The following is a 22,408-nucleotide window of genomic DNA, read 5'->3' on the forward strand; positions in this document are numbered from 1 at the left end:
GCCTCGGCCGTCCGATCAGCTCACCGGACGGGCAGCCTGGGAGGGCTGCCCGGAAGATCACTCTTCGCCGGTCGGCTTGGTGCCTTCCCGCTTGGTCTCCTTGGCCTGCCGGCTGGTCTTGATGGCCTGCTTCTTGGACTTGCCGGACTTGGCCGTGGGTTTCTTCTTCGTGTCAGCCATGGAGATCATCCCCCCTGTACGGACGTGATGCACCTGATTGGTACACCAAGCCCCTTAATACCCATCGAACGACGAAACCCGACATGCCTCTTATGTACACTTCGTAACCCCGTAGCTACTCGGGCACGCAGCTCTCGAAATCGCTCACCGACGTCCGTCAACGGCCGCTCGCGACCCCTTGGCGGACCGGCCGGTCGCCGGACGCCTCCGACCACCACACCCCCTCGCCGTGCGACAACCCGGGCAGCCGCCGCTCGAAGACGTGCACCGCCGCCGCCGGGATCTCCCCGCCCAGCACCCACGTGTCCGCGCGCCGCGCCGTGTCGCGCAGCTCGCCGCCCAGCGCCGCGAGCTGCGCGGTCACCGGGCCGAACGTCTCCAGCGGCACCTCCACCTCGAACCGGTGGCACGGCTCGTGCACGATCGTGCCCGCCCGGCGCAGCGCCCGCGCCAGCACGATCGGGGTACGGCCGCGGAAGTCGGCCGCCACGGTCTCCGGCGCGCTGTAGCCGGTCCTGGTCAGCGTCACTGTCACGTCGGTCACCGGCCAGCCGTGCGGTCCCTCGTGCAGCGCCGCGCGCACGCTCTCCTCGATCGCCCGGTGGAAGGCCAGCGGCAGCGACCCGAGCGCCACCTCCAGCCGGTAGCCCACCCCCGAGCCGCGCGGCGCCGGGTCCACCCGCAGCCCCACCGTCGCGATGAACTCGTTGGGCCCGTGGCGCTGGATCTCCGCCAGCGCCTCGCCGGTGCCGGCGGGCCGCTCGAAGTAGACGGGGCGGCTCGGCTCGAACACCGCCTCCATGCCGTACTCCTTGGCCAGGGTCTCGCCGATGACCTCCTTCTGCACCTCGCCGTACAGCAGGACCGAGGTCTCGCCGCCCGCCACCGTGCGCGTGCCGATCAGCGGGTCCTGCTCGGCCAGCGCGAGCAGCGCCGCGTGCACGCGCGGCTCCTCGCCCGGCACGCGCGCCCTGACCACCGTCTCCAGGCTCGGCGGGGTGAAGTGAGCCCGCCCCGACGACCCAGGCCCGCCCAGGTGATCGCCGACCTGGAGCTCGGGCACGCCCCAGACCTTGACGATGTCGCCCGCCAGCGCCGTGCGCCGCTGCGGCGCGCCCGCCACGGCGAGCGCGGTCAGCCGCCCGTCGTAGGCGTGCGTCCCGTCCCGGTAGAAGCCGATCTTCTCGCGGGTGCGCAGCACGCCCTCGCGCACCCGTACGTACGCCGCCTTCTCCCCGGACGGGCCCCGCTCGACCGCGAACACAGGACCGCCCGGTCGCCCGCCCTCGGCGGGCTGGGGCACGGCGGGAAGCAGCTCGGCGATGCCGTCGAGGAGCTCGGGCACGCCCTGCCCGGTGATCGCCGAGCCGAACAGCACCGGATACGCCTCACCGGCGCCGCACTGGCGGGCCAGCGCAGCGCGCACCTGGCCGGCGCCCGGCTCGCCACCCTCGACCAGCAGCTCCAGCAGGTCGTCGTCGCGTTCGGCGAGCACCTCGGCGGCCGGCCGGAGCGAGGGGAGCGGCCGGGTGACGGCCGCGCGCCCGCCGATGCCCTCGACGGTGGTGATCGGCACGCAGGACGGCGACAACCGCCGCCGCATCTCGGCCAGCAGCTCGTGCTCGCGCGCGCCGGCCCGGTCGATCTTGTTGACGAAGATCAGCGTCGGCAGCCGCAGCCTGCGCAGGGTCTTCATGAGGACCCGGGTGTGCGGCTGCACCCCTTCGACGGCCGACAGCACCAGCACGGCGCCGTCCAGCACGTCGAGCGCCCGCTCGACCTCTGCCACGAAGTCGGCGTGCCCCGGCGTGTCCACGAGGTTGACCCGCAGGTCGCCGAGCGTGAAGGAGGCGACGGCGGCGCGGATGGTGATGCCGCGGCGCCGCTCGATCTCGCCGGTGTCGGTCTGGGTGCTGCCGGTGTCGACGCTGCCGAGCCGGTCGATGACGCCGGTCTCGAACAGCAGCCGCTCAGTCAGGCTGGTCTTGCCCGCATCCACGTGCGCGAGGATGCCGATGTTCAGGATGTGCACGGTTGAGGAACCCTCGGGAAACTCTCGAGCCAACAGGGCGCTGGGAGACTCCGAGGCACCTCATTCCGAACTCCTGATCTTCGACGTCGGGGTGCCCGCCATCCTGCCATCCGCCGGACGGCCGCCGCCAACCCTTTTCCCGCTAGAGCAGGCGGAGCTGCTCGGGCTCGGGCGGCTCAGGGGGAGTGGCAGGGCGGGCCGGTGGGAGGCGGCGGGCCACGGCGGGGGTGGCGCGGCCGGCGCCGTGGCGCCGGGCCAGCTCTTTCACCATGCCGACGACCCGCTGCTGGTACGCCTTCGGCGCGTAGGAGCCGCGGCCGTAGAGCTCCAGGTAGCGCGGCACCAGCCGCGGGTGCTCGCGAGACAGCCACGACAGCCACCACTCCCGCGCGCCAGGACGCAGATGCAGCACTATGGGCGAGATGTGGGTGGCGCCGGCGGCGGCGATCTCCTTGACCGTGCGGTCGAGCTGGGCGGGCGAGTCGGTGAGGTAGGGGAGGATCGGCGCCATCAGGACCCCGCACGCGATGCCGTTGTCGTTGAGTGTCGCGCACGTCTCCAGCCGCCGGCCCGGGTGCGGCGTGCCCGGCTCGACCGCGCGCCACGTCTCCGGATCGACGAACCCGACCGACACGTCGGCGCCCACCTCGGTCACCTCGGCGGCCTCGGTGAGCAGGTCGAGGTCGCGCAGGATCAGGGTGCCCTTGGTGAGGATGGAGAACGGGTTGGCGGCGTCGCGCAGCGCGGCGAGGATGCCGCGCATCAGCTTGTAGCGGCCCTCGGCGCGCTGGTAGCAGTCGACGTTGGTGCCCATGGCGATGTGATGGCCGCCCCAGCGCGGTGAGGCCAGCTCTTTGCGGGCCAGCTCGGCGGCGTTGACCTTGACCACGATCTTCGAGTCGAAGTCAGCCCCGGCATCCAAATCTAGATATTCGTGCGTTTTTCGGGCAAAACAGTAAATACAGCGGTGGGTGCACCCGCGATAGGGGTTGATCGTGTACTCGAACGGCACCCGGCTCGCGGCGGGCACGCGGTTGACGATGGATCGGGCCTGAATCTCGTAGAAGGTCATGCCGCGGAACTCAGGCGTGTCGAACGTTCGGGTGACCGCGCCGCGAGCGAACAGCGGCACGGCCGGATCGTCCCGGCCAGGCTCGGCCAGGCGCAGGTTGTCCCAGCGCATCCCATGATTAGAACAAGTATTCGAGGTTGATCGCAAACTGAAAGACGTCGCAATTACATGGTCAGCTTGGGGCTAATGATCTTCATGGTTGGGCAGAAAGACGCCACGGAGCTTGCGTTCGGGAGGTGCACCTATGGCCTGGTCGCAGGACGAGGAGCGGATGCTGGCCCAGATCGAGCAGCACCTCGTCGACGACGATCCGAGACTTGTGGCGCGGCTTGAGTCGTTCAACGAGCGGGTTCGTCGCAGCGAGGCGAGGTCCACGGGGCAATCGGGCCCCAAGCGCGGGCCGCGCCGCTCGACGGTCATCATTTTGATCAGCTGGGTGTTGATCGCCACTTTGGTCGCCACGTTGCTGATCATGGTTCTCCGCCACGAAGCCGCCGCCGCCATGGCTCTGTCCACCATGTTCTGAGCCCTGGCCGCAGACGGCCCACACGAAGATCTCCGGCGTCGAGCCTCCGTGCTCGTCGCCTCTTCTTGTGCGTTTCCGGCGATCACGGGATGGGGTCTGCCCGGAAAAGCCGCACAATCACGCGCCGCGGAGATTTCGCCTCAGCCGGCGAGACGAACCGTGGGTTCGTGCCGGACGGGGAAGTCCGCTCTCGCTCGGGGTGCGTCAGGGCTCAGGGCGAACGTGTCGAACCGCGAGCACAGGCCGCCGCGGGTCCTTGTCCCTCGGATACTCGCGTGCGTATACTCGCAGACGAGTATTCGATGGCGAGGAGCGGGTCATGGCGAAGCGGCGACCGGTGACGAACCTGCTGGCGCTGGCCGTGCTCACCGTCGTCGGCCGGCGCCCCATGCATCCGTACGAGATGGCCTCCGTCCTGCGCGCCCGGGACAAGGACCAGGACATGCCCATCAAGTGGGGCTCGCTCTACACCGTCGTCCGCAACCTGCACAAACACGGCTTCCTTGAGGCGGTGGAGAGCGGGCGGCAGGGCGCGCGGCCCGAGCGGACCGTCTACCGCATCACCGACGCCGGCCGCCACGAAGCCGCCGACTGGACGCGCGAGCTGCTGTCCACGCCCGAGAGGGAGCCGACGGCGTTCGAGGCCGGCCTGTCCGTGATGGGCGGGCTCGGTCCCGACGAGGTCGGCGCGCTGCTGCGGGAGCGGCTGGCCCGGCTGGAGGAGCAGATCGAGGCCGACCGGCGGGCGCTGGAGGCGGAGCGGGCGGAGCTGCCGCGCCTCTTCGTCGTCGAGTCGGAGTACGCGCTGGCGATGCGCGCAGCCCAGGCCGACTGGGTGCGTTCGCTGGTGGCCGAGCTGGACGGGGGCACGTTCCCCGGGATCGAGGAGTGGCGGGCCTTCCACCGCACGGGCGACCTGCCGGACGGGCTGGAGGACCTGGCCGCCCGAGGCACGCAGGACGACTGACCGGACAGGCCCGGCGGCGGTGCTGCAACACCGCCGCCGGGCGGATCTCGCACCCGAAGCGGAGCCCCGGCCACGAGATGGCATCGACAACGATAGCCGGGCTCCCCTTCACCGACCGATGAGGGAGCTCTCATGATCATGACCACCACAGGCGCCGTGACGTCCGATGACGGCGCGACGATCGGCTACCACCAGGTCGGCCGCGGCCCAGGGCTGGTGATCCTGCACGGCGCCATGCAGACCGGCCGCAGCCAGCTCGACCTCGCGCAGGCCCTGTCGGCCGACTTCACCTGCTACCTGCCCGACCGGCGCGGCAGGGGCTCGAGCGGTCCTGCCGGCACCGCGTACGGGCTGGAGCGGGAGGTGGCCGACCTCTCGGCGCTCATCGAGGCCACCGGCGCCCGCCACGTCGCGGGCGTCAGCTCAGGGGCGATCATCACGCTGCGCACCCTGCTCGTCCGTCCCGACCTGCACGGGGCCGTCGTCTTCGAGCCGCCGCTGCTCCCCGACGGCGCCGCCCTGGACGTCCATCTGAGCCGCCTCGACCAGGAGCTGACCGCGGGGAACGTCCCTGCCGCACTGGTCACCGGCATGAAGGCGGCCGAGCTCGGCCCGCCCGTCTTCAACCTGGTGCCGCGCAAGCTGCTGGAACTGCTCACCCGCAGGATGCTGAAAGGCCCGGGCGCGACGTTCGCCGAGCTGGCGCCCACCCTGCGCCAGGACCTCCAGCTCGCCAGGGAGGCGGCGGGCGACCTGGAGAGGTATCGGGCCGTGCGGCAGGAGGTGCTGCTGCTCGGCGGCACCAGGACCCGCCCCTACCTGCGCGCGGCCCTCGCCGGTCTCGAGGAGGTGCTGCCGCACGCCACCAAGGTGCTCATGGAGGGCCTCGACCACAGCGCCACCTCCAACACCGCCGACCGCGGCCGGCCCGGCCGCGCGGCCGAGGAGATCCGCCGCTTCCTCAAGGATCGGTGACGAGCGGGCCGATCAGTAGTTCTTCAGAAACGTGGCGGCGACGGGGGCGGCGACCGCGCCGCCACCGCCTCCGCCCTCGACGACCACCGCGAACGCCACGTCGCCCTTGAAGCCCATGAACCAGGCGTGCGACTCCAGCTTCTCGCCGGTGCCGAACTCGGCCGTGCCGGTCTTGCCGTGGGTGCCCGCGGGCAGGCCGGCCGAGCGAGCGGTGCCCTTGGTCACCACGGCCGACATCATCTGGTGCATCCCCGCCTTCACCTTGGCAGGCAGCTCGCGCTCTGACAGCTTCTGCTTCATCGACGGCACCAGCGTCGGCGGGCGCCAGGTGCCGTCGGCGATCGCGGCGGCGACCGAGGCCATCGACAGCGGGCTCGCGGTGATCCTGGCCTGCCCGAACGACTCCGCCGCCAGCTCGGCGTCGGACTGCGCCTTGGGGAAGCTGGCCTTGGTGGCCGGCACACCGATGGTCAGCGGCTGGTTGAAGCCGACGTCCTCCGCCGCGTCGAGCAGCTTCGCGGCCCCCAGCTTCGACTGGGCGAGCGGCGCGAACGTGGTGTTGCACGAGTGGGCGAAGGAGTCGAGGAACGAGATGGAGCCGAACTCCTCCTTGTCGGAGTTGCGGACCTTCAGGCCGCCGACGGTGGCGTACATGGGGCAGGTGACCTTGTCCTGCGGGGACACGCCGGCGGCGAGCAGCCCGATCGCGGTCACCGCCTTGAACGTCGAGCCGGGCGGGTAGCGGCCGTCGAGCGCCCGGTTGAACCCGCCCACGTTGTTGACCACGGCCAGGATCTCGCCGGTCGACGCCTTGATCGCGACCAGCGAGGTGGGCTTCTTCATGTCCTTGACCGCCGTCACCGCGGCGGCCTGGGCGCGCGGGTCGAGGCTGGTCTCCACGGGCTCGCCCTCGGCGCCCTCGATGGTCTTCAGCGTCTTGTCGCCGAGCTTGATCTCGGTCGTGGGCGTGCCGGCCAGCTGCTTCTGGAACGTCGCCTGCAGCCCGTGGCTCCCGACCGCCTGGCCGACCTTGTAGGACGAGCCGAGCTTGGCGACGTCCTTCTTGGTCGCCTTGACCAGGTAGCCCACGAGCTGCTGCACCGACCCGCCGGCCGTGCCGTCGTCGATGCGCGAGCCCTCGGCGTCGGTGATCGCGGCGCGCTCAGGCCAGCGGGTCTTGAGCGAGAACTCGGCGCCGGAGGTCAGCGACGGATGCAGCGTCGAGGGCTTCCAGTCGACCTTCCACGTACGGTCGGCCACCACGAGGTCGATCTTGCCCTCGTACGTCCACTCACCGATGTTCTTCAGCTCGAGCTTGGCGGTGTAGGGGACGCTGGCCCGGCCGTCGCCCTCGGTGACCCGGCCCAGCTCGATCGCGGTCGACTCGACGGCGAGCGCGTTGCGCTGCTGGTCGTAGGCGGTGAGCGGCTGCGCCTTGGCCAGCTCTTTCGTCATCGCGCCCTTGTCGCCCGCCTGCCACGCCGCAGCGAACCGCTGCGCGGTCTCAGCCGGCGTGCCGCGGGTGTGCAGCACATAGTAGGCGCCCCCGGCCGCGGCCCCCACCGCGAGCACCGACGCCACGGACACGATCGCGATGGTACGGCCCCGCGCCACTGATCAGCCCCCTGCTCCTCGACGACAGCTTCCGAGCCTAGCGGGAGCTCCCAATCAGGACATACCATTCTCAGCCTTGACGCTGGCCGCGTACTTCGGGACGTACTCCTGGCCGGAGAGCCGCTGGATGGCGGCCATGATCTCGTCGGTGACCCGGCGCCGGTCCTGCGCTTTGGTGTGGTCGCCGGTGAAGCGCAGGGGAGCGCCGATGGCGATGCCGATGGGCGCGGGCCGCGGCACCTTCGCGCCGAACGGCATCACCTTCTCGGTGCCGCTGAGCGCCACGGGCAGCACCGGGGCGCCGGTGCGCAGCGCCAGCCAGGCCACGCCGATCTTGCCGCGGTAGAGGCGGCCGTCGGGGGAGCGGGTGCCCTCGGGGTGGATGCCGAACAGCTCGCCCCGCTCCAGCAGCGCGGCGGCCTCCTCCAGCATGGCCTGCGCGGCGTGCGCGCTCTCGCGGTCGATCGGCAGGCTGCGGCCCAGACGCATGAAAAAGCCCGAGACGGGGTTGCCGGAGAAGTATTCGTTCTTGGCCGTGAACGTCACGTGCCGTGGCAGCAGCGCGGGCAGCAGGAACGAGTCGAGCACCGACAGGTGGTTGGCGGCCAGGATCGCCGGTCCGGTGCGCGGCACGTGGGCGGCGCCGGAGATGTGCGGACGGCACATCGCATGGACGAGTGGCGTCGAGGCGAACTTGGCCACGTGGTAAAGCAACGAGCTCTCCTGATGATCGGGCTGACGGCCACCCCACAATAAAGCAGGCGCCCCGCGGGTGTGCGGGGCGCCTGGGAAGCTGTTAGGCCGATGTGGCGGTCGCCTCCTCGGCGAGGTGCACAACACGGCTCCAGCCGAACGGTATTCCGTGAAGGCGGTAATTTGCGGCCCGGGGGACACAAACCACATCGGCAGTCTTGAGTTAAGCACACCAGGGGGCCCTGAAGGTAATCGTGGCGCGCTCTTGGGGGCCTGTTGGGAAGGGGTCCCGAGGCTCTGACCAGGCACTCCGTACCGTCCCGAATCACCCGGAATCGGGCGGTGTGCGAAGATCGGTCAGGTGCGGGTCCAGCGGGGCTGGGCGACGTCGAAGACGCGCTGCTCACGGCCCCGCAGCGCCACCTCGGCGAACTGCCACAGGATCGCCCCCGTCGGCGCGTGGATCACGATGGACGGGCCCAGCGGCATCTGCAGCAGGTCGCCCCGCCAGCGCGGCACCCCCGGCGCGAGGAAGCGCTCCAAGGGGACGGCGTGCACCGACGCCACCTCCCGCGGATCGCCCACCGGCTCCTGCCGCCCGCCGAAAGCCACCACCGGCGTGATCACGAACCCCGAGTCGGTGACGAAGTCGTCGAGCAGCCCGGCCACCTCGACCCCCGTGACGCCGGTCTCCTCGGCCAGCTCGCGCAGCGCCGCCGCCTCCGGCCGCTCGCCGTCGTCGGCCCGCCCGCCGGGCAGCGCCCACTGGCCGGCGTTGCGCCCGGCCGCCGCACGGCGGATCACCACGACGTACGGGCTGCGGCGGGCGTCCTCCAGCACGCATACCGTGACCCCGGCCCTGCGCAGCCCGTCGGCGACCGGGACCTCCCGCCGCCCGAAGGCGGCCAGCCGGGCGGTGACCTGCGGACGCAGCTCGTCGATGGGCGGAAGCATCCGTCAAGGATCTCACGCCTCACGGTGCCCGTTGCGGCGGCCGGACCGGGTCAGGTGGTGGTCAGGATGATGCCGAGCAGGGTGCCGATCAGCATGGCCGCGCCCGCCGCGGTGGCGGCCCACCGGCCGAGCGGCTCGCCGCGGGTGTGCCCGACGATGCCGAGCACCACCCCGGCCAGCCCGAACAGGATGGGGATGAACAGCAGGGCCATGGCCGCACAGGCGAACCCGATGATGGACAGCATCTGGTCGCCGGCGCGGGGCCGGGCGTCGGGCGGAGTGCGCGGGGCGCCGTCGGGCGGGTCATGAGGTGAGGTCATTGCCGGCTCTTCTCAAGGCGGTGACGGTCTGTTCGTTCCCGGCATCCGCCCGTCTCAAGCCGCGAGTTGCCGAGGGAGCGGGCGGGCGTGCAGGACGTCGAGGCGGGAGACGGCGCGGGTGAGCGCGACGTACAGGCGGTTGAGCCCGCGCCGCTCGGCCTCGGCGATGGCGGCCGGCTCCGCGACGACGACGTGGTCGTACTCGAGGCCCTTGCACAGCGTGGCGGGCATGACGCTCAGGCGCTCGTCCTCGTCGAGGCCCTCGTCCCTGAGCGCGGCGGTGAGTGCGGGGATGTCGGCGTCGGCGGCGATGACCCCGATCGACCCCTCGAACGTCATGGCCTCGCGCACCGCCGCGACCACCCCCTTGCCCAGGCCGGTGACGGGGATGACGCGCAGCCGCCCGTCCGACCGGTACGAGCGCGTCTCGGGCACCCGCACCTCCAGCGCGGCCAGCAGCCTGTTGGCGAGGTCCACCACGGCGGCCGGCACCCGGAAGCCGGTGGTCAGCGCGACGACCTGGCCGTCCGGCTTGCCGAGATGGGTCAGGCGGTCCTCCCACGAGGTGGCCGCCCACGGGGTGGTGCCCTGGGCCAGGTCGCCCAGCACGGTGAGCGAGCCGTGCTCGCTGCGCCTGGCGACGGCCCTGCACTCCATCGGCGACAGGTCCTGGGCCTCGTCCACGATGACGTGGCCGTAGCCGCGCGGCCGGTCGATGAGGCCGGCGACCTCGTCGAGCAGCACGAGGTCGGCCGCCGACCACTTCGCGGTCTTCACGCTCCGGGGCGGCCTGGCCCAGGTGAGCGCTTCGCGTTCGGCGTCGGTGAGCAGGCCGCGGGCGGGATCGGGGGCGTCGCCGGTGGGGCCGCGCAGGACCTCGTACAGGACCTGGACGGGTTTGACAGCCGGCCAGACGGTGTCGAGCCAGGTCGTGACGGCGCGGCCGATCTTGCGCAGCCAGGCGGCGTTCGGGATGGCGCCGCGCGACTCGGCCTGCCGGCGGACGGCCTCGACGACGCGGGCGCGCACGCGTTCGCGGCCGACCGCGTACGGCAGGGACGCGCGGCGGGTGTCGTCCACGATGCGGCGCAGCTCGTCCTCGTAGACCCGCCAGCGGTAGGAGCCGTCGGGGACGGCGACCGGCTCGACCGGCTTGCCGATGCGCCCGTAGAGCGCTTTGCGCAGCACCTCGGCCATGCGGACGTCGTGCTTGACGGCGGCCGTGGCGGGGGCGTCGGCGGCGGTGACAGGGACGGTGGCGAGCAGCCGTTCGAGTGTGGTCTGCTCGACGTCCATCTCGCCGAGCGCGGGCAGGACGGCGGAGATGTAGCCGAGGAAGGCGCGGTTGGGGCCGAGGACGAGCACGCCCGACCGTTCGAGCCTGCGGCGGTGGGCGTAGAGCAGGTACGCGGCGCGGTGCAGGCCGACGGCGGTCTTGCCGGTGCCCGGCGCGCCCTGGACGCACAGCGAGGTGTCGAGGCCGGCGCGGACGAGGTCGTCCTGCTCCGGCTGGATGGTGGCGACGATGTCGCGCATGGGGCCGACGCGGGGGCGTTCGATCTCGGCGGCGAGGATCCTGCTCTCGCCCTGCTCGCCCTGGCCGAGCCGCTCGTCCTCGAAGCTCGTCAGGGTGGTGCCGGACCAGCCGAAGCGGCGGCGTACGGCGACGCCCTGGGGGTCGCGGGCGCTTGCCCGGTAGAAGGCCCGCGCGACCGGCGCGCGCCAGTCGACCACCACGGGCGTCCCGCCGTGCTCGCCCGCGATGTGGCGGCGGCCGATGTGGTACGCGCGTCCCCGATGCTCGCCTGAGTCGTGGCCGAAGTCGAGCCGGCCGAAGAACGGCGGGCCTTCTGGCGCCTCGCTCAGCTCCTTGGCCAGGCTCTTGAGGTGGCGTCCCAGCCGCTCTGCGCTGTAGCGGTCGCCGGCCACGGTCTCGCCGACGATGACGTTGTCCCGTGCGTCCTTGAGCATCCTGCGCAGGCCGTCCTTGCAGCGTTCGACGTACGCGCGCTCCTCGTCGAGCGTCGCCATCACACCTCCCAAAGTGTTAACTCGGTTAAGAGATTAACCAGGTTAACACTTTTGCTAGGGTGGGCTTCATGACGGGACTGCGGGAGCTGCAGCGGCAGCGGGTGCGCGAGGCCATCTCCTCGGCCGCCATCACGCTCTTCCTGGAGCGCGGCTTCGACGAGGTGCCCGTGACGGAGGTCGCGGCGGCGGCGGGGGTGTCCAAGCCGACGCTGTTCAAGTACTTCCCGACCAAGGAGGACCTGGTCCTGCACCGCATCGCCGACCACCTGGGGGAGTCCGCGCGCGTCGTGCGCGAGCGGGCCTCGGGGGAGTCGCCCGTGCGGGCGCTGCGCCGGCACTTCCTCGACGGGCTGGCCGGGCGTGATCCCGTGACGGGGCTCAACGACGAGTCCGAGGTGGTGGCGTACCACCGGATGGTCTTCTTCACCGCGCCCGGCCTGCTGGCCCGGCTGCACCAGCACATGGCGCGCGACGAGGAGCTGCTCGCCGAGGCGCTGGCCGAGACCTCCGACGAGCTGACCGCGACCCTGCTGGCCGGGCTGCTGGTGTCCACCCAGCGGGTGCTGGCGCGGCGCAACTGGGCGATGCTGGCCGACGGCCGGCCGCTGGCCGAGGTGGAGGCCGAGGCGGTGCGGGCCGCCGAGCGCGCCTTCGCCCTGTTGCCCGCGTGATCGCCGAGAGCTTACTCGCGCGATGCCCGATTGGGGTGACGTTTAAGCAGGTGAGAGGGGGTGTAGTTGATATTCTGACAACCTCTTGACCGATTGCAAACTTCTGCAATTCGGGACATTCGCGGGGTTGTCTGGCACTCGGAGGGAGTGAGCGTGAGCGGTTCTTTCGCGCGCCAATGCCGTCACAGCAACGATCCGATCGGTAACTCGACGTGATGGCCGAGCCCGGGGGCGGCGGCCGCACCGCGCGATCCCGCCGCCTGTCCGCCGGGCTGTTCGGGCGCGTGCGGGTGGGGTTCCGCCGTCGACCTGGCGGGTTGTTGGGGCGCATACTGGCGTATTGCGGGGAATCCGCAGTGTTTCGGCGCGTTCGGGCGTTGTTGCCGCGGCGCGGCGATCTGGCGGAGATGCGGCGTCATCCGCGTACCGACCTGATGGCCGGGCTGACCGTGGCCGTCGTGGCACTGCCGCTCGCGCTCGGGTTCGGGGTCTCCTCCGGGCTGGGCGCCGCCTCGGGGCTGGCCACGGCCGTGGTCGCCGGGGCGCTGGCCGCGCTGTTCGGCGGGTCCGCGGTGCAGGTGTCGGGAGCGAGCGGCGCGATGACCGTCATCCTCATGCCGATCATGAGCGCCCACGGCGCCACCGGCGTGTTCACCGTCGGCCTGCTGGCCGGTCTGCTGCTCCTCGGGCTCGCCCTGGCCGGGGCCGGTCGCCACGTGTCCATGGTTCCCGCCCCCGTCGTCGCGGGGTTCACCGTCGGCATGGCCTGCGTGATCGCGTTGCAGCAGCTCCCGCACGCGCTCGGCGTGCCCGCGTACGACAGCGACAAGGTGGCCGTGATCGCCTGGCACGCCGTCGCCGGCTTCCTCGCCACGCCGCACTGGTGGGCACTCGGCACCACGCTCGCCGTCGCCGTCGCCCTGCTGGCCGGGGCCGCGCTGCGGCCCGCCGTGCCGTTCTCGCTGGTCGCCGTGGCCGCCGTCACCATCGTCGCCGAGCTGGCCGGGCTGCCGCTGGCCCGCATCGGCGCCCTGCCCGCCGGGCTGCCGGCGCCCTCGCTCGGCTTCCTCGACCTGGCCGCGCTGCCGTCCCTGCTCGCGCCCGCCGTCGCCGTGGCCGCGCTGGCGGCGCTGGAGTCGCTGCTGTCGGCGACCGTGGCCGACGGCATGACCGGGCGCACCCGCCACGACCCCGACCGCGAGCTGTTCGGGCAGGGCGTCGCCAACCTCGTCGCCCCGATGTTCGGCGGCATGCCGGGCACCGGCGCCACCGTGCGCACCGCCGTCAACGTGCGCTCGGGCGCGAGGTCCCGGCTGGCGGCGCTGGCCCACGCGCTCATCCTGGGCGCCCTCGTCTGCACCGCCGCCGGCCTGGTCGCCCGCATCCCGCTCGCCGCGCTGGCCGGGGTGCTGCTCGCCACGGCCGTCCGCATGATCGAGGTCGGCGCCGTACGCGCGATGGTCCGCTCCACCCGCGCCGACGCCGTGGTGCTCGTGCTCACCGCCGTGGCCACGCTGACCCTCGACACCGTGTGGGCCGTCATCCTCGGGCTGGTCGTGGCCGGGGCGCTGGCGTTGCGGGTCATCGCCGGGAACGTCCGCTTCGACCAGGAGCCGCTCCGCCACGACCTGCAGCCGCAGCACACCGTGGAGGAGCACGCCCTGCTGGCCGAGCACATCGTCACCTACCGCCTGGAGGGGCCGCTGTTCTTCGCCGCCGCCCACCGCTTCCTGCTGGAGGTGTCGGCGGTGACCGGCGTGTCGGTGGTGGTGCTGCGCATGAGCCGGGTCACCACCATCGACGCCAGCGGCGCGCTCGTGCTCGGTGACGCCGTCGCCCGGCTGGAGCAGCGCGGCATCGCCGTGTACGTGTCCGGCATCCCCGACGGGCACCACCGGCCGCTCGAGGCGCTCGGCGTGATCGCCCGGCTGCACCAGGCGAGCCGCGTGTTCGCCACCACCGACGTGGCCATCGCAGCCGCCCGCGAACGCCTCCACACCACCGGCATCGTCCCCCGCCTGGCCGGCTGACTCCCTGCGGCCCGCGCCGGGCGATGTTCAGCCGGTGTGGCCAGCGGGTGTCCAGGCGGCCTGGCGCAGTCGGGCTTCGGCTGTCCAGGGCGGCGGGTTCGGTGCGGGGTGGTTCAGGCGCGGGGCTGGTAGCGGGTGGCGATGGCGGTGGCGCGGGCGTGGAGGAGGTCCCGCAGCCATTGCGGCTCCAGGGCCTCCGCCCCGGCCGCGAGCTGCCACAGCGCCCAGACGGCGTGCCTGCGGTCCTGAAAGGACGCCTCCAGCCGCAGCCACCCGTCCTCGCCGGTCTCCTCGCTGCGTACGGACAGGGCGGTGCCCACCAGCTCCTCGCGCCGCTCGGGATGCACCCGTACGACCACGCCGACCTGGTCGTCGCCATGCCGGAACCGGGTGCTGCGCTCCTGCCACGCCCGGTCCAGGTCCACCCGGTCGGGCCGCTGCGCGGGCTCGGCCAGCTCCTCGACGGCCAGCACCCGCGACAGCCGGTACGTACGGTCCTCGCCCGACCGGGTCGCCAGCAGGTAGCCTCGCCCGCGCACGGTGACCAGCCCGATCGGGTCCACCGTGCGCCACGACGGCTCCCGGTCGGGCGGCGCGTAGCGCAGGCGCAGCCGTCGCCCGCCGAACACCGCCCGCAGCACCGTCGCCACCACCGCGTCAGGCACCTCGTCGGAGGGCTGACGGCGCGCGAGCAGGTCGGTCTCCGGCTCGATGAGCAGGCGTTCCGCCGCGCCCGCCGCGGTGTCGCGGTAGCTGTCGGGCAGCGCGTCCACCACCTTGAGCATCGCCGAGGCGAGCGCCGAGCCCAGCCCGAACGCCTGTGCGCCGCGCCGCGACCCGGCGACCAGCAGGGCCAGGGCCTCGTCATGATTCAGGCCGGTCAGCTCGGTACGGAAGCCGGGCAGCAGCGCGAAGCCGCCGTGCCGGCCGCGTTCGGCATAGACGGGGACGCCGGCGGCGGACAGCGCCTCGATGTCCCGCAGCACCGTACGCGTGGACACCTCCAGCTCGCGGGCCAGCGCGGCGGCGGACATCCGGCCGTGCTGCCGCAGCAGCAACACCAGGGAGACCAAGCGGTCGGCACGCACGCCGAAACCCTACAGAGATACACGACACAAGATGTCGTGATTTGCCGGAAAGCTGATCACTGACGCGAACAACCGCGCCGGCGCTCACCCGCGTCGGCCGATCTTGTAGAAGGAGCTGACTCCACGATGGAACGCACGGCGGTCAACCCGTGGCCGTGGTCGCTGAACCTGGGCTACAACCAGGGCGAGATCGTCTCGGGGGAGACCAGGACGCTGTACTGCTCCGGGCAGACCGCGATGGACGCCGACGGCAAGCCGCAGCACGCCGATGACATGGGCGCGCAGCTCGCGCTCAGCCTCGACAACCTGGAGGCGGTGCTCGCCGAGGCCGGCATGTCGCTGGCGGACGTCGTCCGGTTGAACGTCTACACCACCGACGTCGACCGCCTCTTCGAGCACTACGGCGTCCTGGCGGGCCGCCTCGGCGCGGCGGGCGTGGCTCCGGCCACCACGATGCTCGGCGTCACCCGCCTGGCCCTCCCCGGCCTGCTGGTCGAACTGGAGGCCACCGCCGTCTCCTGACCCTCCCGCGCCCGCCCAGCCCCGGCGGACGCGCGCTTTCGACCGCCCCCGAGCCACCTGACCCGTTCAGGGGGAAAGCGCGGTTCAGGCCAGGGGGCGGGGTTTGGGGAGGTTGAGGCGGTCGACGGCTTCGCGGCGGGTGCGCTCCGGGCGGCGGTCGTAGCGGGCCGTGGTGGCGGGGCTGGCGTGGCCGACCAGGGCCTGGGCGGTGGCGAGGTCGACGCCGGCGTCCAGCAGCTCGCCGATGAACGTGCGGCGGAAGTCGTGCGGCGTGCGGCGAGCCGCACCGGCCGCCCCGAACCGGCGGGTCAGGATGTCGGAGATGCCCTGCCCGGTCAGCCCCACCGGCCGCCCGTCGCGCATCCGCAGCCGCCCGGCGGTGCTGATCGGGCTGAACAGCGCCCCCGGCGCGGTGCCGCGCACCGCCAGCCACCGCTCCACCAGCCCGATCGCGTCGGCGGTCAGGTAGACCAGGCGCTCCTTGTCGCGCTTGCCGCGCACCCGCAGCGAGCGCGCGCCCGGGTCGTAGTCGGCCAGCGACAGCCCGCCCAGCTCGGCGCGGCGGCACCCGGTCGAGTAGAGCACCGCGATCAGCGCCGCGTCGCGCTTGCCGGCCGGGGAGTCGTCGCACGCCGCCAGCGCCGCCCCCACCACCTCGGGCGGCACGTGGTGCCCGGCGGGCAGTCGGCTCTGCCGCACCGGAGCCAGGTCGGAGGCGCGCGCCAGGTCCTCGGCGCTGGTCTGCCCGAGCCGCCACGCCTCCTTCAGCACCCGGCGCAGCGCCACCAGGTGCTTGTTGACGTAAGCCGCCGACCAGCCCTGATCGGTGAGCATCGTCCGGATGCGCACGGTGTGCTCGTAGCGCAGCAGATGCCACGGCTGGCCCGCGCCCGTGGCGTGCTCGTCGCCGGTCAGCATGCGGGCCAGCCGGTCGAGGCAGCCGCGCATCGTGCGGCGCGACTCGGGGCTGGTCAGGGAGTCGAGATAGACGTGGTACGGGTCGCGCGCCGGCTCGACCGGCGGCGCCCCCGCGGCGGATACGGCGGGCAGGCTCACCCGGACGATCTTAGAAGGGTCCGGTCAGCTCGCCCAGCTTGTCGGTCAGCCCGAGGTTCGCCGAGTAGTCGACGGGCACCGCGATCACCGACACCACGTCGTCGGCCAGCGCCTTGCGCAGCGTCGGCAGCAGCTCGCCCGCACTGGAGATCCGGTAGCCGCGGGCGCCGAAGCTCTCGGCGTACTTGACGAAGTCGGGGTTGCCGAAGGCCACATGGGAGTCGCGGCCCAGCTCGAGGTCCATCTTCCACTCGATCAGCCCGTACGCGCCGTCCTCCCACACCAGCACCACGAACGGGATGCGCTCGCGCACGGCGGTCTCCAGCTCCTGCGAGTTCATCAGGAACGCCCCGTCGCCGGTCGCCGCCAGCACCTTGCGCCGCGGGTGGGCCAGCTTGGCGGCCAGCGCGCCGGGGACCGAGAACCCCATCGACGACAGCCCGTTGGAGACCAGCATCGTGTTCGGCTCGTACGTCGGGTACATGCGCGCCATCCACATCTTCACCGCGCCCGTGTCGGCCAGCACGATGTCCTCGCGGCCCATGGCCGCGCGGATGTCGCTCACCACGCGGCGGGGCGACAGCGGGAACCCGTTCTCCTCGCGCCCCTGCTCCAGCTCCTCGCGCAGCATGCGGCGGATCTTCTCGCCGGTGCCGTTCATGGTGAAGCGGCGGTGGACGGCGTCGCCGAGCGCGTGCAGCGAGCGGGAGATGTCGCCGTGCACGCCGACCGCCACCGGGTAGTGGTCGTCCACCTCGGCGGGGAAGCGGTGCACGTGGATGATCTTCTTGTCGCGGGCCGGGTTGATCTTGACCGGGTCGAACTCCTGCAGCTCGTAGCCGACCGTGATGAGCACGTCGGCCTCGTCGAAGCCGAAGTTCACGTAGTCGTGGCGCATGAAGCCGACCGCGCCGAGCGCGTGCCGGTGGTCGTCGGGGAAGACGCCCTTGCCGTTGAACGTGGTCGCCACCGGCAGCCCCAGCTTCTCCGAGAACCGCACCAGCGCGTCGGACGCGCCCGCCCTGGTGGCGCCGTGGCCGGCCAGCACGATCGGGCGGCGCGCGGTGGCGAGGATCTCGGCGGCGCGGGCGACCTGCGAAGGTGAGGGGTCCTGGGGGCGTACGACGTTGAGCGGCAGCGGCGCGAGCCCCTCGGGCAGCGGCGCCGACTCGACGTCCTCGGGGATGGCCAGGTAGACGGCGCCCGGCCGCTCGGTCTGCGCGGTCTTGAACGCCTTGCGGATCAGCTCGGGCAGCGCCTGCGGCGACGGCGCCAGCTCCGACCACTTCGTGATCGGCCTGAACAGCGAGACCAGGTCCACCACCTGGTGCGACTCCTTGTAGATGCGGTCGAGCCCCACCTGCGCCGTGATCGCCACCACCGGCGTGCTGTTGGTCGTGGCGTCGGCCACGCCGAGCTGCAGGTTGATCGCGCCGGGGCCGAGCGTGGCCGACGCGACGCCGGCCTTGCCGGTCAGCCTGCCGTAGATCTCCGCCATGAACGCCGCGCCCTGCTCGTGGCGGACGAGGACGTAACGGATGGAGGAGTCGTTGAGCGCGTCGACGAAATGGATGTTCTCCTCGCCCGGGATGCCGAAGACGTATTCGACGCCCTCGGCCTCCAGAGCCTGCACGATGAGCTGGGCCGCCGTCCGTTGCGTGGCCTGCGCTGACATGCGAAACGCCTTCTTTCCTCTGTGGCTGCACCCGTCACAGCACGCCTCGCCGCCGGTTCATTCCGCCCCCTCCGGCCGGGCCTGTGACCGGCCGTCATGGCATTGACAGTGCCTGGAACGCGCTTCTCGCCCGGGAGGACAGTGGAGGCATGACGACGACTCACCTCGGTACGCGCCGGCTCGGCCGTACCGGTCCTACTGTCACCTCGCCGGGGCTCGGCTGCATGGGGTTGTCCGGCTCTTACGGTCCTGTGGACGACCGCCAAGGCGTCCGGGTCGTGCACGCGTACCTGGACGCCGGCGGCACGCTGCTCGACACCGGCGACTTCTACGGCTCCGGACACAACGAGCTGCTCATCCGGCGGGCGCTCGGAGAGCGGGACCGCGACGACGTCGTGCTGTCGGTCAAGTTCGGCGGTATGCGCGACCCGTCCGGGCAGATGAGCGGCATCGACGGGCGTCCTGCCGCCGTGGGCAACTTCCTGGCCTACTCGTTGCAGCGGCTCGGCACCGATCACGTGGACGTGTACCGTCCCGCCCGGCTCGACCCGTCCGTCCCGATCGAGGAGACGGTGGGGGCGATCGCCGAGCTGGTCCAGAAGGGATACGTGCGGCACATCGGGCTCAGCGAGGTCGGCGCCGGGACCATCCGCAGGGCCGCCGCCGTCGCGCCGATCTGCGACGTCCAGATCGAGTACTCGCTGTTCAGCCGGGGCGTCGAGGACGAGATCCTGGCCGTCTGCCGCGAGCTCGGCATCGGCGTCACCGCGTACGGCGTGCTGTCGCGCGGCCTGATCGGCGGCAGCGGCACCGTCGCGGGCCTCCGGGCCGGCTCGCCCCGCTTCCAGGGCGCCAACCTCGACCACAACGCCGCTCTCGCCGGCCGCCTCCAGGACCTGGCCGCCGCCAAGGGCGTCTCCGTCGCGCAGCTCGCCATCGCCTGGGTCGCCGCGCAGGGCGACGACATCGTCCCCATCGTCGGCTCCCGCACCCCGGACCAGGTCACCACCATGATCGCCGCCGACGCGGTGACGTTCACCGCCCAGGAACTCGCCCTGATCGAGGACCTCGTCCCCCGCAACGCCGCCAAGGGCGACCGCTACCCCACAGCCCTCATGGCCGCCCTGGACAGCGAACGCCCCAACCCGAACTGACCCGCCCCTCCGGGGACCGCGGGCGGGTTCAGCGGCGAGCGAATCCAAGACGCGCCGGCTCAGGGCGGGAGTTCCGGGCGCTCCCCTCCTTTCACGTGCCTCAGGCGGCTGGGCGGTCGGCTTCGGGGCGGCGGCGGAGGGTGGCGTCGGTGAGTGCGGGTGGGGGATGGGCGACGTCGATGGGGCCGAGGTCGGTGCCCGGGGGGACGATCTCGTCGATGCGGTCCAGCAGGTCGTCGCCCAGGGTGACCGAGGCGCCGGCCAGGAGGTCGTCGAGCTGCTCCATGGTCCGGGGGCCGATGATCGCCGAGCTGACCCCGGGGTGGGCGATCGCGAACGCCATCGCCAGATGCGTCAGCGGCAGCCCGGCCTCCTCGGCGAGCGGGATGAGCCGCTCGACGGCGTCGAGCTTGCGCTCGTCGGTCATGTGCCGGGGCACCCAGCGCAGCCGCGCCCCCGAAGGGCCGGAACCGCCCTTGCGGTAGCGGCCGGTGAGCAGCCCCATCGCGAGCGGGCTCCACACCAGCGCCCCCATCCCGTGGCGGCGGCACGCGGGCAGCACCTCGCGCTCGATGCCGCGGTTGAGGATGGAGTACGTGGCCTGCTCCGTACGCGGCCGGTGCAGCCCGCGCCGCTCCGCCGTCCACTGCGCCTCGACGATCTCCGACGCGGGCGTGTTGGACAGGCCGATCGCCCGCACCTTCCCGGCCCGCACCAGATCCGTCAGAGCGGACAGCGTCTCCTCGATGTCGGTGTCAGGGTCGGGGTGGTGGATCTGGTAGAGGTCGATGTGGTCGGTACGCAGCCGCCGCAGCGACTCCTCGACCTCGGCCACGATCCACCGCCGCGAGCTCCCGCCCCGGTTGGGCCCCTCGCCCATGACGCCGTTGACCTTCGTGGCCAGCACGACGCCGGCCCGCCTGCCCTGCAGCGCCCTGCCGACGATCTCCTCGGACTCGCCGCCGGGCCCGTACACGTCGGCGGTGTCGATGACGTTCACGCCCGCGTCCAGCGCCCGGTGGATCATGCGGACGCACGCGTCGTGATCGGGGTTGCCCGTCTGCCCGAACATCATCGTGCCCAGCGCGTACGGCGAGACCTGGATGCCGGTACGGCCGAGGGGTCGCGTTCTCATCACTTGTGTCCTTCGTGAAGAAGGGCGGGGGGGGGGACGCCCGCCGCCCTGGAAGCCGTGGTCAGGAGGGGATGTAAGGGGGGAGGACGTCCAGCACCCACGTGACGCCGAAGCGGTCCTTCACCATCCCGTAGACCGTCGCCCACTGGGCGGGCCCCAGCGGCTGCACGACGGTGGCGCCCTCGGCGAGCTTCTCCCAGAAGCCGGTGATCTCCTCGACGTCCCCGCCCCTGACCGAGACGAAGAACGGCTTCTCACCCGGCTCGTACGGCAGGTGCCCCGGCACGTCGTAGGCCATCACGCGGAACCCGTTGCCCGCGCTCACCTGCCCCCACATCACCTGGTCGGCCTCGGCCTCCTCCGTCACGTTCCCGGCGTCCTTGTAGGTGATCACGGCCAGGTCGCCGCCGAACACCGACTGGTAGAAGGTGAGCGCCGCGCCGGCGTCGCCCCGGAAGTTCAGGTGGGTCACAACATCGATGGACATGGACGTTCCTTCGTCGCTCGTTCCTGCTGGTGTGACCACCGTTCCAGGGGTAGCGGACAAGGTGTGGCCGCTACTTCCGCCGCAATTCCGGTCGCGTCCGCGCGGGCCGCTCCGCTACGATCCCCGGACCGTTGTGACGCCCGAAGGCCAGGAAACGGACTGTTCGGGGGTCTCTGACCGAAGGTGGGGTGTTGTCGCGTGGCGTCACGGATCAGCGAACTGGTGCTCGCGTGCCGCGATCCCGAGCTGCTGGCGCGGTTCTGGTGCGAGGTGCTGGACTTCGTGGTGCTCGACCGGGAGGACGACGGCGCCATCGAGATCGGGCCGCGTGAGGGGTTCGGCGGGGCGCAGCCGACGATCATCCTCAGCCCTCAGGAGGACCTGTCGCCGGCGCACACGTACCGGCTGCACATCGACGTCAACGCCACCGACCGCGATCAGGACGCCGAGCTCGAACGCCTGCTGAAGCTCGGCGCCCGCCGCGCCGACGTGGGCCAGAGCGGCGAGGAGCCGTGGCACGTGCTCGCCGACCCGGAGGGCAACGTCTTCTGCCTGCTCAGGCGCCGCCTCGACCCGCTCTGACGGCTCAGCGGACGGGCCGGTGACGGCGCTGGTAGGAGAAGGCCACCGCGTACGTCAGCGGCCCCCACGCCAGCAGCGGCAGGTAACAGACGATCAGGATCGCGTGCCCGGTGGCCGACAGGAACGGGAAACCCGAGCCGAGCCCCAGGATCGCGGCCAGTGCCGCGTACCCGCAGAAGAGCGTGATCAGCGTGGCCCCGGTGTAGGCGGCGGCGAGCACGGCGCGCGGGCGCATGCGCCGGCCGCCCACCAGCGGCACCCACCGGGGCGGCACGTCGCCCCAGGGCTTCACCAGCCCGATCGTCAGCAGGGCGGCCAGCTCGCTGACGACGCTGAGGCCGATGATGTACGCGGACTCGCCTGCGGGGATGGGGGGCCGGCCGGCGACGTACCCGATGGGCAGCCCTGTCACCAGGGCGACCCGCCACAGTCCTGACGGCAAGGTGACGAGGGCGATCGCGTGCGCGGCCCGTGCCGCCCAGTGCGGCACCGGGCGGATCGCCGTGGAGGTCATGGTCATGAGGACAGGCTCCTGGGCGCGGAGCGGGTGGCGCCTCCCCCTGCCGGGGGAGCATGGCCGCCCGGGCGGGGGAGGCCGCTGATACACGGCCGATACACCGCCGATACGGGGCCGAGCGGCAGCC

At 72.3% G+C, this 22,408-nt stretch carries 22 protein-coding genes; 8 read left to right on the top strand and 14 right to left on the bottom strand.

What is annotated here, in order from left to right; all coding sequences use genetic code 11:
* Positions 1–57: 57 nt before the first annotated feature.
* From AB0K28_RS37935 to AB0K28_RS37945, 3 genes are all read right to left on the bottom strand, one after another.
* On the bottom strand, positions 58–180 hold the full coding sequence (locus AB0K28_RS37935) for a hypothetical protein (RefSeq protein WP_345385495.1): 123 nt from the start codon (positions 178–180) through the stop codon (positions 58–60).
* Positions 181–337: 157 nt separating this feature from the next.
* Entirely contained in the window at positions 338–2,212 is a 1,875-nt protein-coding gene (locus AB0K28_RS37940) for a translation factor GTPase family protein (protein WP_364379650.1), read from the bottom strand.
* 142 nt (positions 2,213–2,354) lie between these two features.
* On the bottom strand, positions 2,355–3,395 hold the full coding sequence (locus AB0K28_RS37945) for an Rv2578c family radical SAM protein (RefSeq protein WP_364379653.1): 1,041 nt from the start codon (positions 3,393–3,395) through the stop codon (positions 2,355–2,357).
* Between the two features lie 133 nt (positions 3,396–3,528).
* On the opposite strand from AB0K28_RS37945, the gene AB0K28_RS37950 reads away from it, so the two are divergent.
* The 3 genes from AB0K28_RS37950 (at position 3,529) to AB0K28_RS37960 (ending at position 5,752) form a co-directional block, all read left to right on the top strand.
* The gene (locus AB0K28_RS37950; RefSeq protein WP_345385487.1) at positions 3,529–3,810 is read left to right on the top strand and encodes a DUF3040 domain-containing protein; all 282 of its coding nucleotides are present in this window, start codon (positions 3,529–3,531) and stop codon (positions 3,808–3,810) included.
* A 319-nt stretch (positions 3,811–4,129) separates the two neighbouring features.
* On the top strand, positions 4,130–4,777 hold the full coding sequence (locus AB0K28_RS37955) for a PadR family transcriptional regulator (protein WP_364379656.1): 648 nt from the start codon (positions 4,130–4,132) through the stop codon (positions 4,775–4,777).
* 138 nt (positions 4,778–4,915) lie between these two features.
* Positions 4,916–5,752: an alpha/beta hydrolase gene (locus AB0K28_RS37960; protein ID WP_364379659.1), complete on the top strand. Its 837-nt coding sequence runs from the start codon at positions 4,916–4,918 to the stop codon at positions 5,750–5,752.
* Positions 5,753–5,764: 12 nt separating this feature from the next.
* Here AB0K28_RS37960 and AB0K28_RS37965 read toward each other — a convergent pair whose 3' ends face one another.
* The 5 genes from AB0K28_RS37965 to AB0K28_RS37985 form a co-directional block, all read right to left on the bottom strand.
* Positions 5,765–7,339, bottom strand: coding sequence for a penicillin-binding transpeptidase domain-containing protein (locus tag AB0K28_RS37965; protein WP_364379662.1), 1,575 nt, complete (start codon positions 7,337–7,339; stop codon positions 5,765–5,767).
* 81 nt (positions 7,340–7,420) lie between these two features.
* Positions 7,421–8,080 carry a lysophospholipid acyltransferase family protein gene (locus AB0K28_RS37970; RefSeq protein WP_364379665.1) on the bottom strand — a complete coding sequence of 220 codons (660 nt, stop codon included), beginning with the start codon at positions 8,078–8,080 and terminating at the stop codon, positions 7,421–7,423.
* A 336-nt stretch (positions 8,081–8,416) separates the two neighbouring features.
* Positions 8,417–9,013 (bottom strand): CoA pyrophosphatase, encoded by a 597-nt coding sequence (locus tag AB0K28_RS37975; protein ID WP_364379668.1) that lies wholly within the window; start codon positions 9,011–9,013, stop codon positions 8,417–8,419.
* A gap of 50 nt (positions 9,014–9,063) precedes the next feature.
* The gene (locus AB0K28_RS37980; RefSeq protein ID WP_345385472.1) at positions 9,064–9,333 is read right to left on the bottom strand and encodes a hypothetical protein; all 270 of its coding nucleotides are present in this window, start codon (positions 9,331–9,333) and stop codon (positions 9,064–9,066) included.
* Between the two features lie 54 nt (positions 9,334–9,387).
* The gene (locus AB0K28_RS37985) at positions 9,388–11,364 is read right to left on the bottom strand and encodes an ATP-binding domain-containing protein (protein WP_364379671.1); all 1,977 of its coding nucleotides are present in this window, start codon (positions 11,362–11,364) and stop codon (positions 9,388–9,390) included.
* 68 nt (positions 11,365–11,432) lie between these two features.
* On the opposite strand from AB0K28_RS37985, the gene AB0K28_RS37990 reads away from it, so the two are divergent.
* Together AB0K28_RS37990 and AB0K28_RS37995 are read left to right on the top strand one after the other, a co-directional pair.
* Positions 11,433–12,035: a TetR family transcriptional regulator gene (locus AB0K28_RS37990; protein WP_364379674.1), complete on the top strand. Its 603-nt coding sequence runs from the start codon at positions 11,433–11,435 to the stop codon at positions 12,033–12,035.
* 407 nt (positions 12,036–12,442) lie between these two features.
* Entirely contained in the window at positions 12,443–14,065 is a 1,623-nt protein-coding gene (locus AB0K28_RS37995) for a SulP family inorganic anion transporter (RefSeq protein ID WP_364379940.1), read from the top strand.
* Positions 14,066–14,178: 113 nt separating this feature from the next.
* On the opposite strand, the gene AB0K28_RS38000 is transcribed toward AB0K28_RS37995, so the two are convergent.
* Positions 14,179–15,153 (bottom strand): WYL domain-containing protein, encoded by a 975-nt coding sequence (locus tag AB0K28_RS38000; protein WP_364379677.1) that lies wholly within the window; start codon positions 15,151–15,153, stop codon positions 14,179–14,181.
* Between the two features lie 126 nt (positions 15,154–15,279).
* Here AB0K28_RS38000 and AB0K28_RS38005 point away from each other — a divergent pair, with 126 nt between their 5' ends.
* Complete coding sequence (locus AB0K28_RS38005) at positions 15,280–15,675, top strand: RidA family protein (protein ID WP_364379680.1); 396 nt, start codon at positions 15,280–15,282, stop codon at positions 15,673–15,675.
* A gap of 84 nt (positions 15,676–15,759) precedes the next feature.
* Here the strand turns inward: AB0K28_RS38005 and AB0K28_RS38010 are convergent, their stop codons facing one another.
* Together AB0K28_RS38010 and AB0K28_RS38015 are read right to left on the bottom strand one after the other, a co-directional pair.
* Positions 15,760–16,731, bottom strand: coding sequence for a tyrosine-type recombinase/integrase (locus tag AB0K28_RS38010; protein ID WP_355423653.1), 972 nt, complete (start codon positions 16,729–16,731; stop codon positions 15,760–15,762).
* 10 nt (positions 16,732–16,741) lie between these two features.
* Positions 16,742–18,406, bottom strand: coding sequence for an acetolactate synthase large subunit (locus AB0K28_RS38015; protein ID WP_364379683.1), 1,665 nt, complete (start codon positions 18,404–18,406; stop codon positions 16,742–16,744).
* Positions 18,407–18,555: 149 nt separating this feature from the next.
* On the opposite strand from AB0K28_RS38015, the gene AB0K28_RS38020 reads away from it, so the two are divergent.
* Positions 18,556–19,560 (top strand): aldo/keto reductase, encoded by a 1,005-nt coding sequence (locus AB0K28_RS38020; protein ID WP_364379686.1) that lies wholly within the window; start codon positions 18,556–18,558, stop codon positions 19,558–19,560.
* A 100-nt stretch (positions 19,561–19,660) separates the two neighbouring features.
* On the opposite strand, the gene AB0K28_RS38025 is transcribed toward AB0K28_RS38020, so the two are convergent.
* Together AB0K28_RS38025 and AB0K28_RS38030 are read right to left on the bottom strand one after the other, a co-directional pair.
* A complete protein-coding gene (locus AB0K28_RS38025) occupies positions 19,661–20,695 on the bottom strand; it encodes an aldo/keto reductase (protein WP_364379689.1) in 1,035 nt (344 codons plus the stop codon).
* 61 nt (positions 20,696–20,756) lie between these two features.
* Positions 20,757–21,182, bottom strand: coding sequence for a VOC family protein (locus AB0K28_RS38030; protein ID WP_364379692.1), 426 nt, complete (start codon positions 21,180–21,182; stop codon positions 20,757–20,759).
* Positions 21,183–21,380: 198 nt separating this feature from the next.
* Between AB0K28_RS38030 and AB0K28_RS38035 the strand changes: the two genes are divergently transcribed.
* A complete protein-coding gene (locus AB0K28_RS38035; RefSeq protein ID WP_345385446.1) occupies positions 21,381–21,764 on the top strand; it encodes a VOC family protein in 384 nt (127 codons plus the stop codon).
* 4 nt (positions 21,765–21,768) lie between these two features.
* Here AB0K28_RS38035 and AB0K28_RS38040 read toward each other — a convergent pair whose 3' ends face one another.
* The gene (locus AB0K28_RS38040; RefSeq protein WP_364379696.1) at positions 21,769–22,284 is read right to left on the bottom strand and encodes a hypothetical protein; all 516 of its coding nucleotides are present in this window, start codon (positions 22,282–22,284) and stop codon (positions 21,769–21,771) included.
* Positions 22,285–22,408 lie beyond the last annotated feature (124 nt).

The organism is Nonomuraea sp. NPDC049504, from assembly GCF_040676845.1.
GTDB classification, from domain to species: domain Bacteria; phylum Actinomycetota; class Actinomycetes; order Streptosporangiales; family Streptosporangiaceae; genus Nonomuraea; species Nonomuraea salmonea.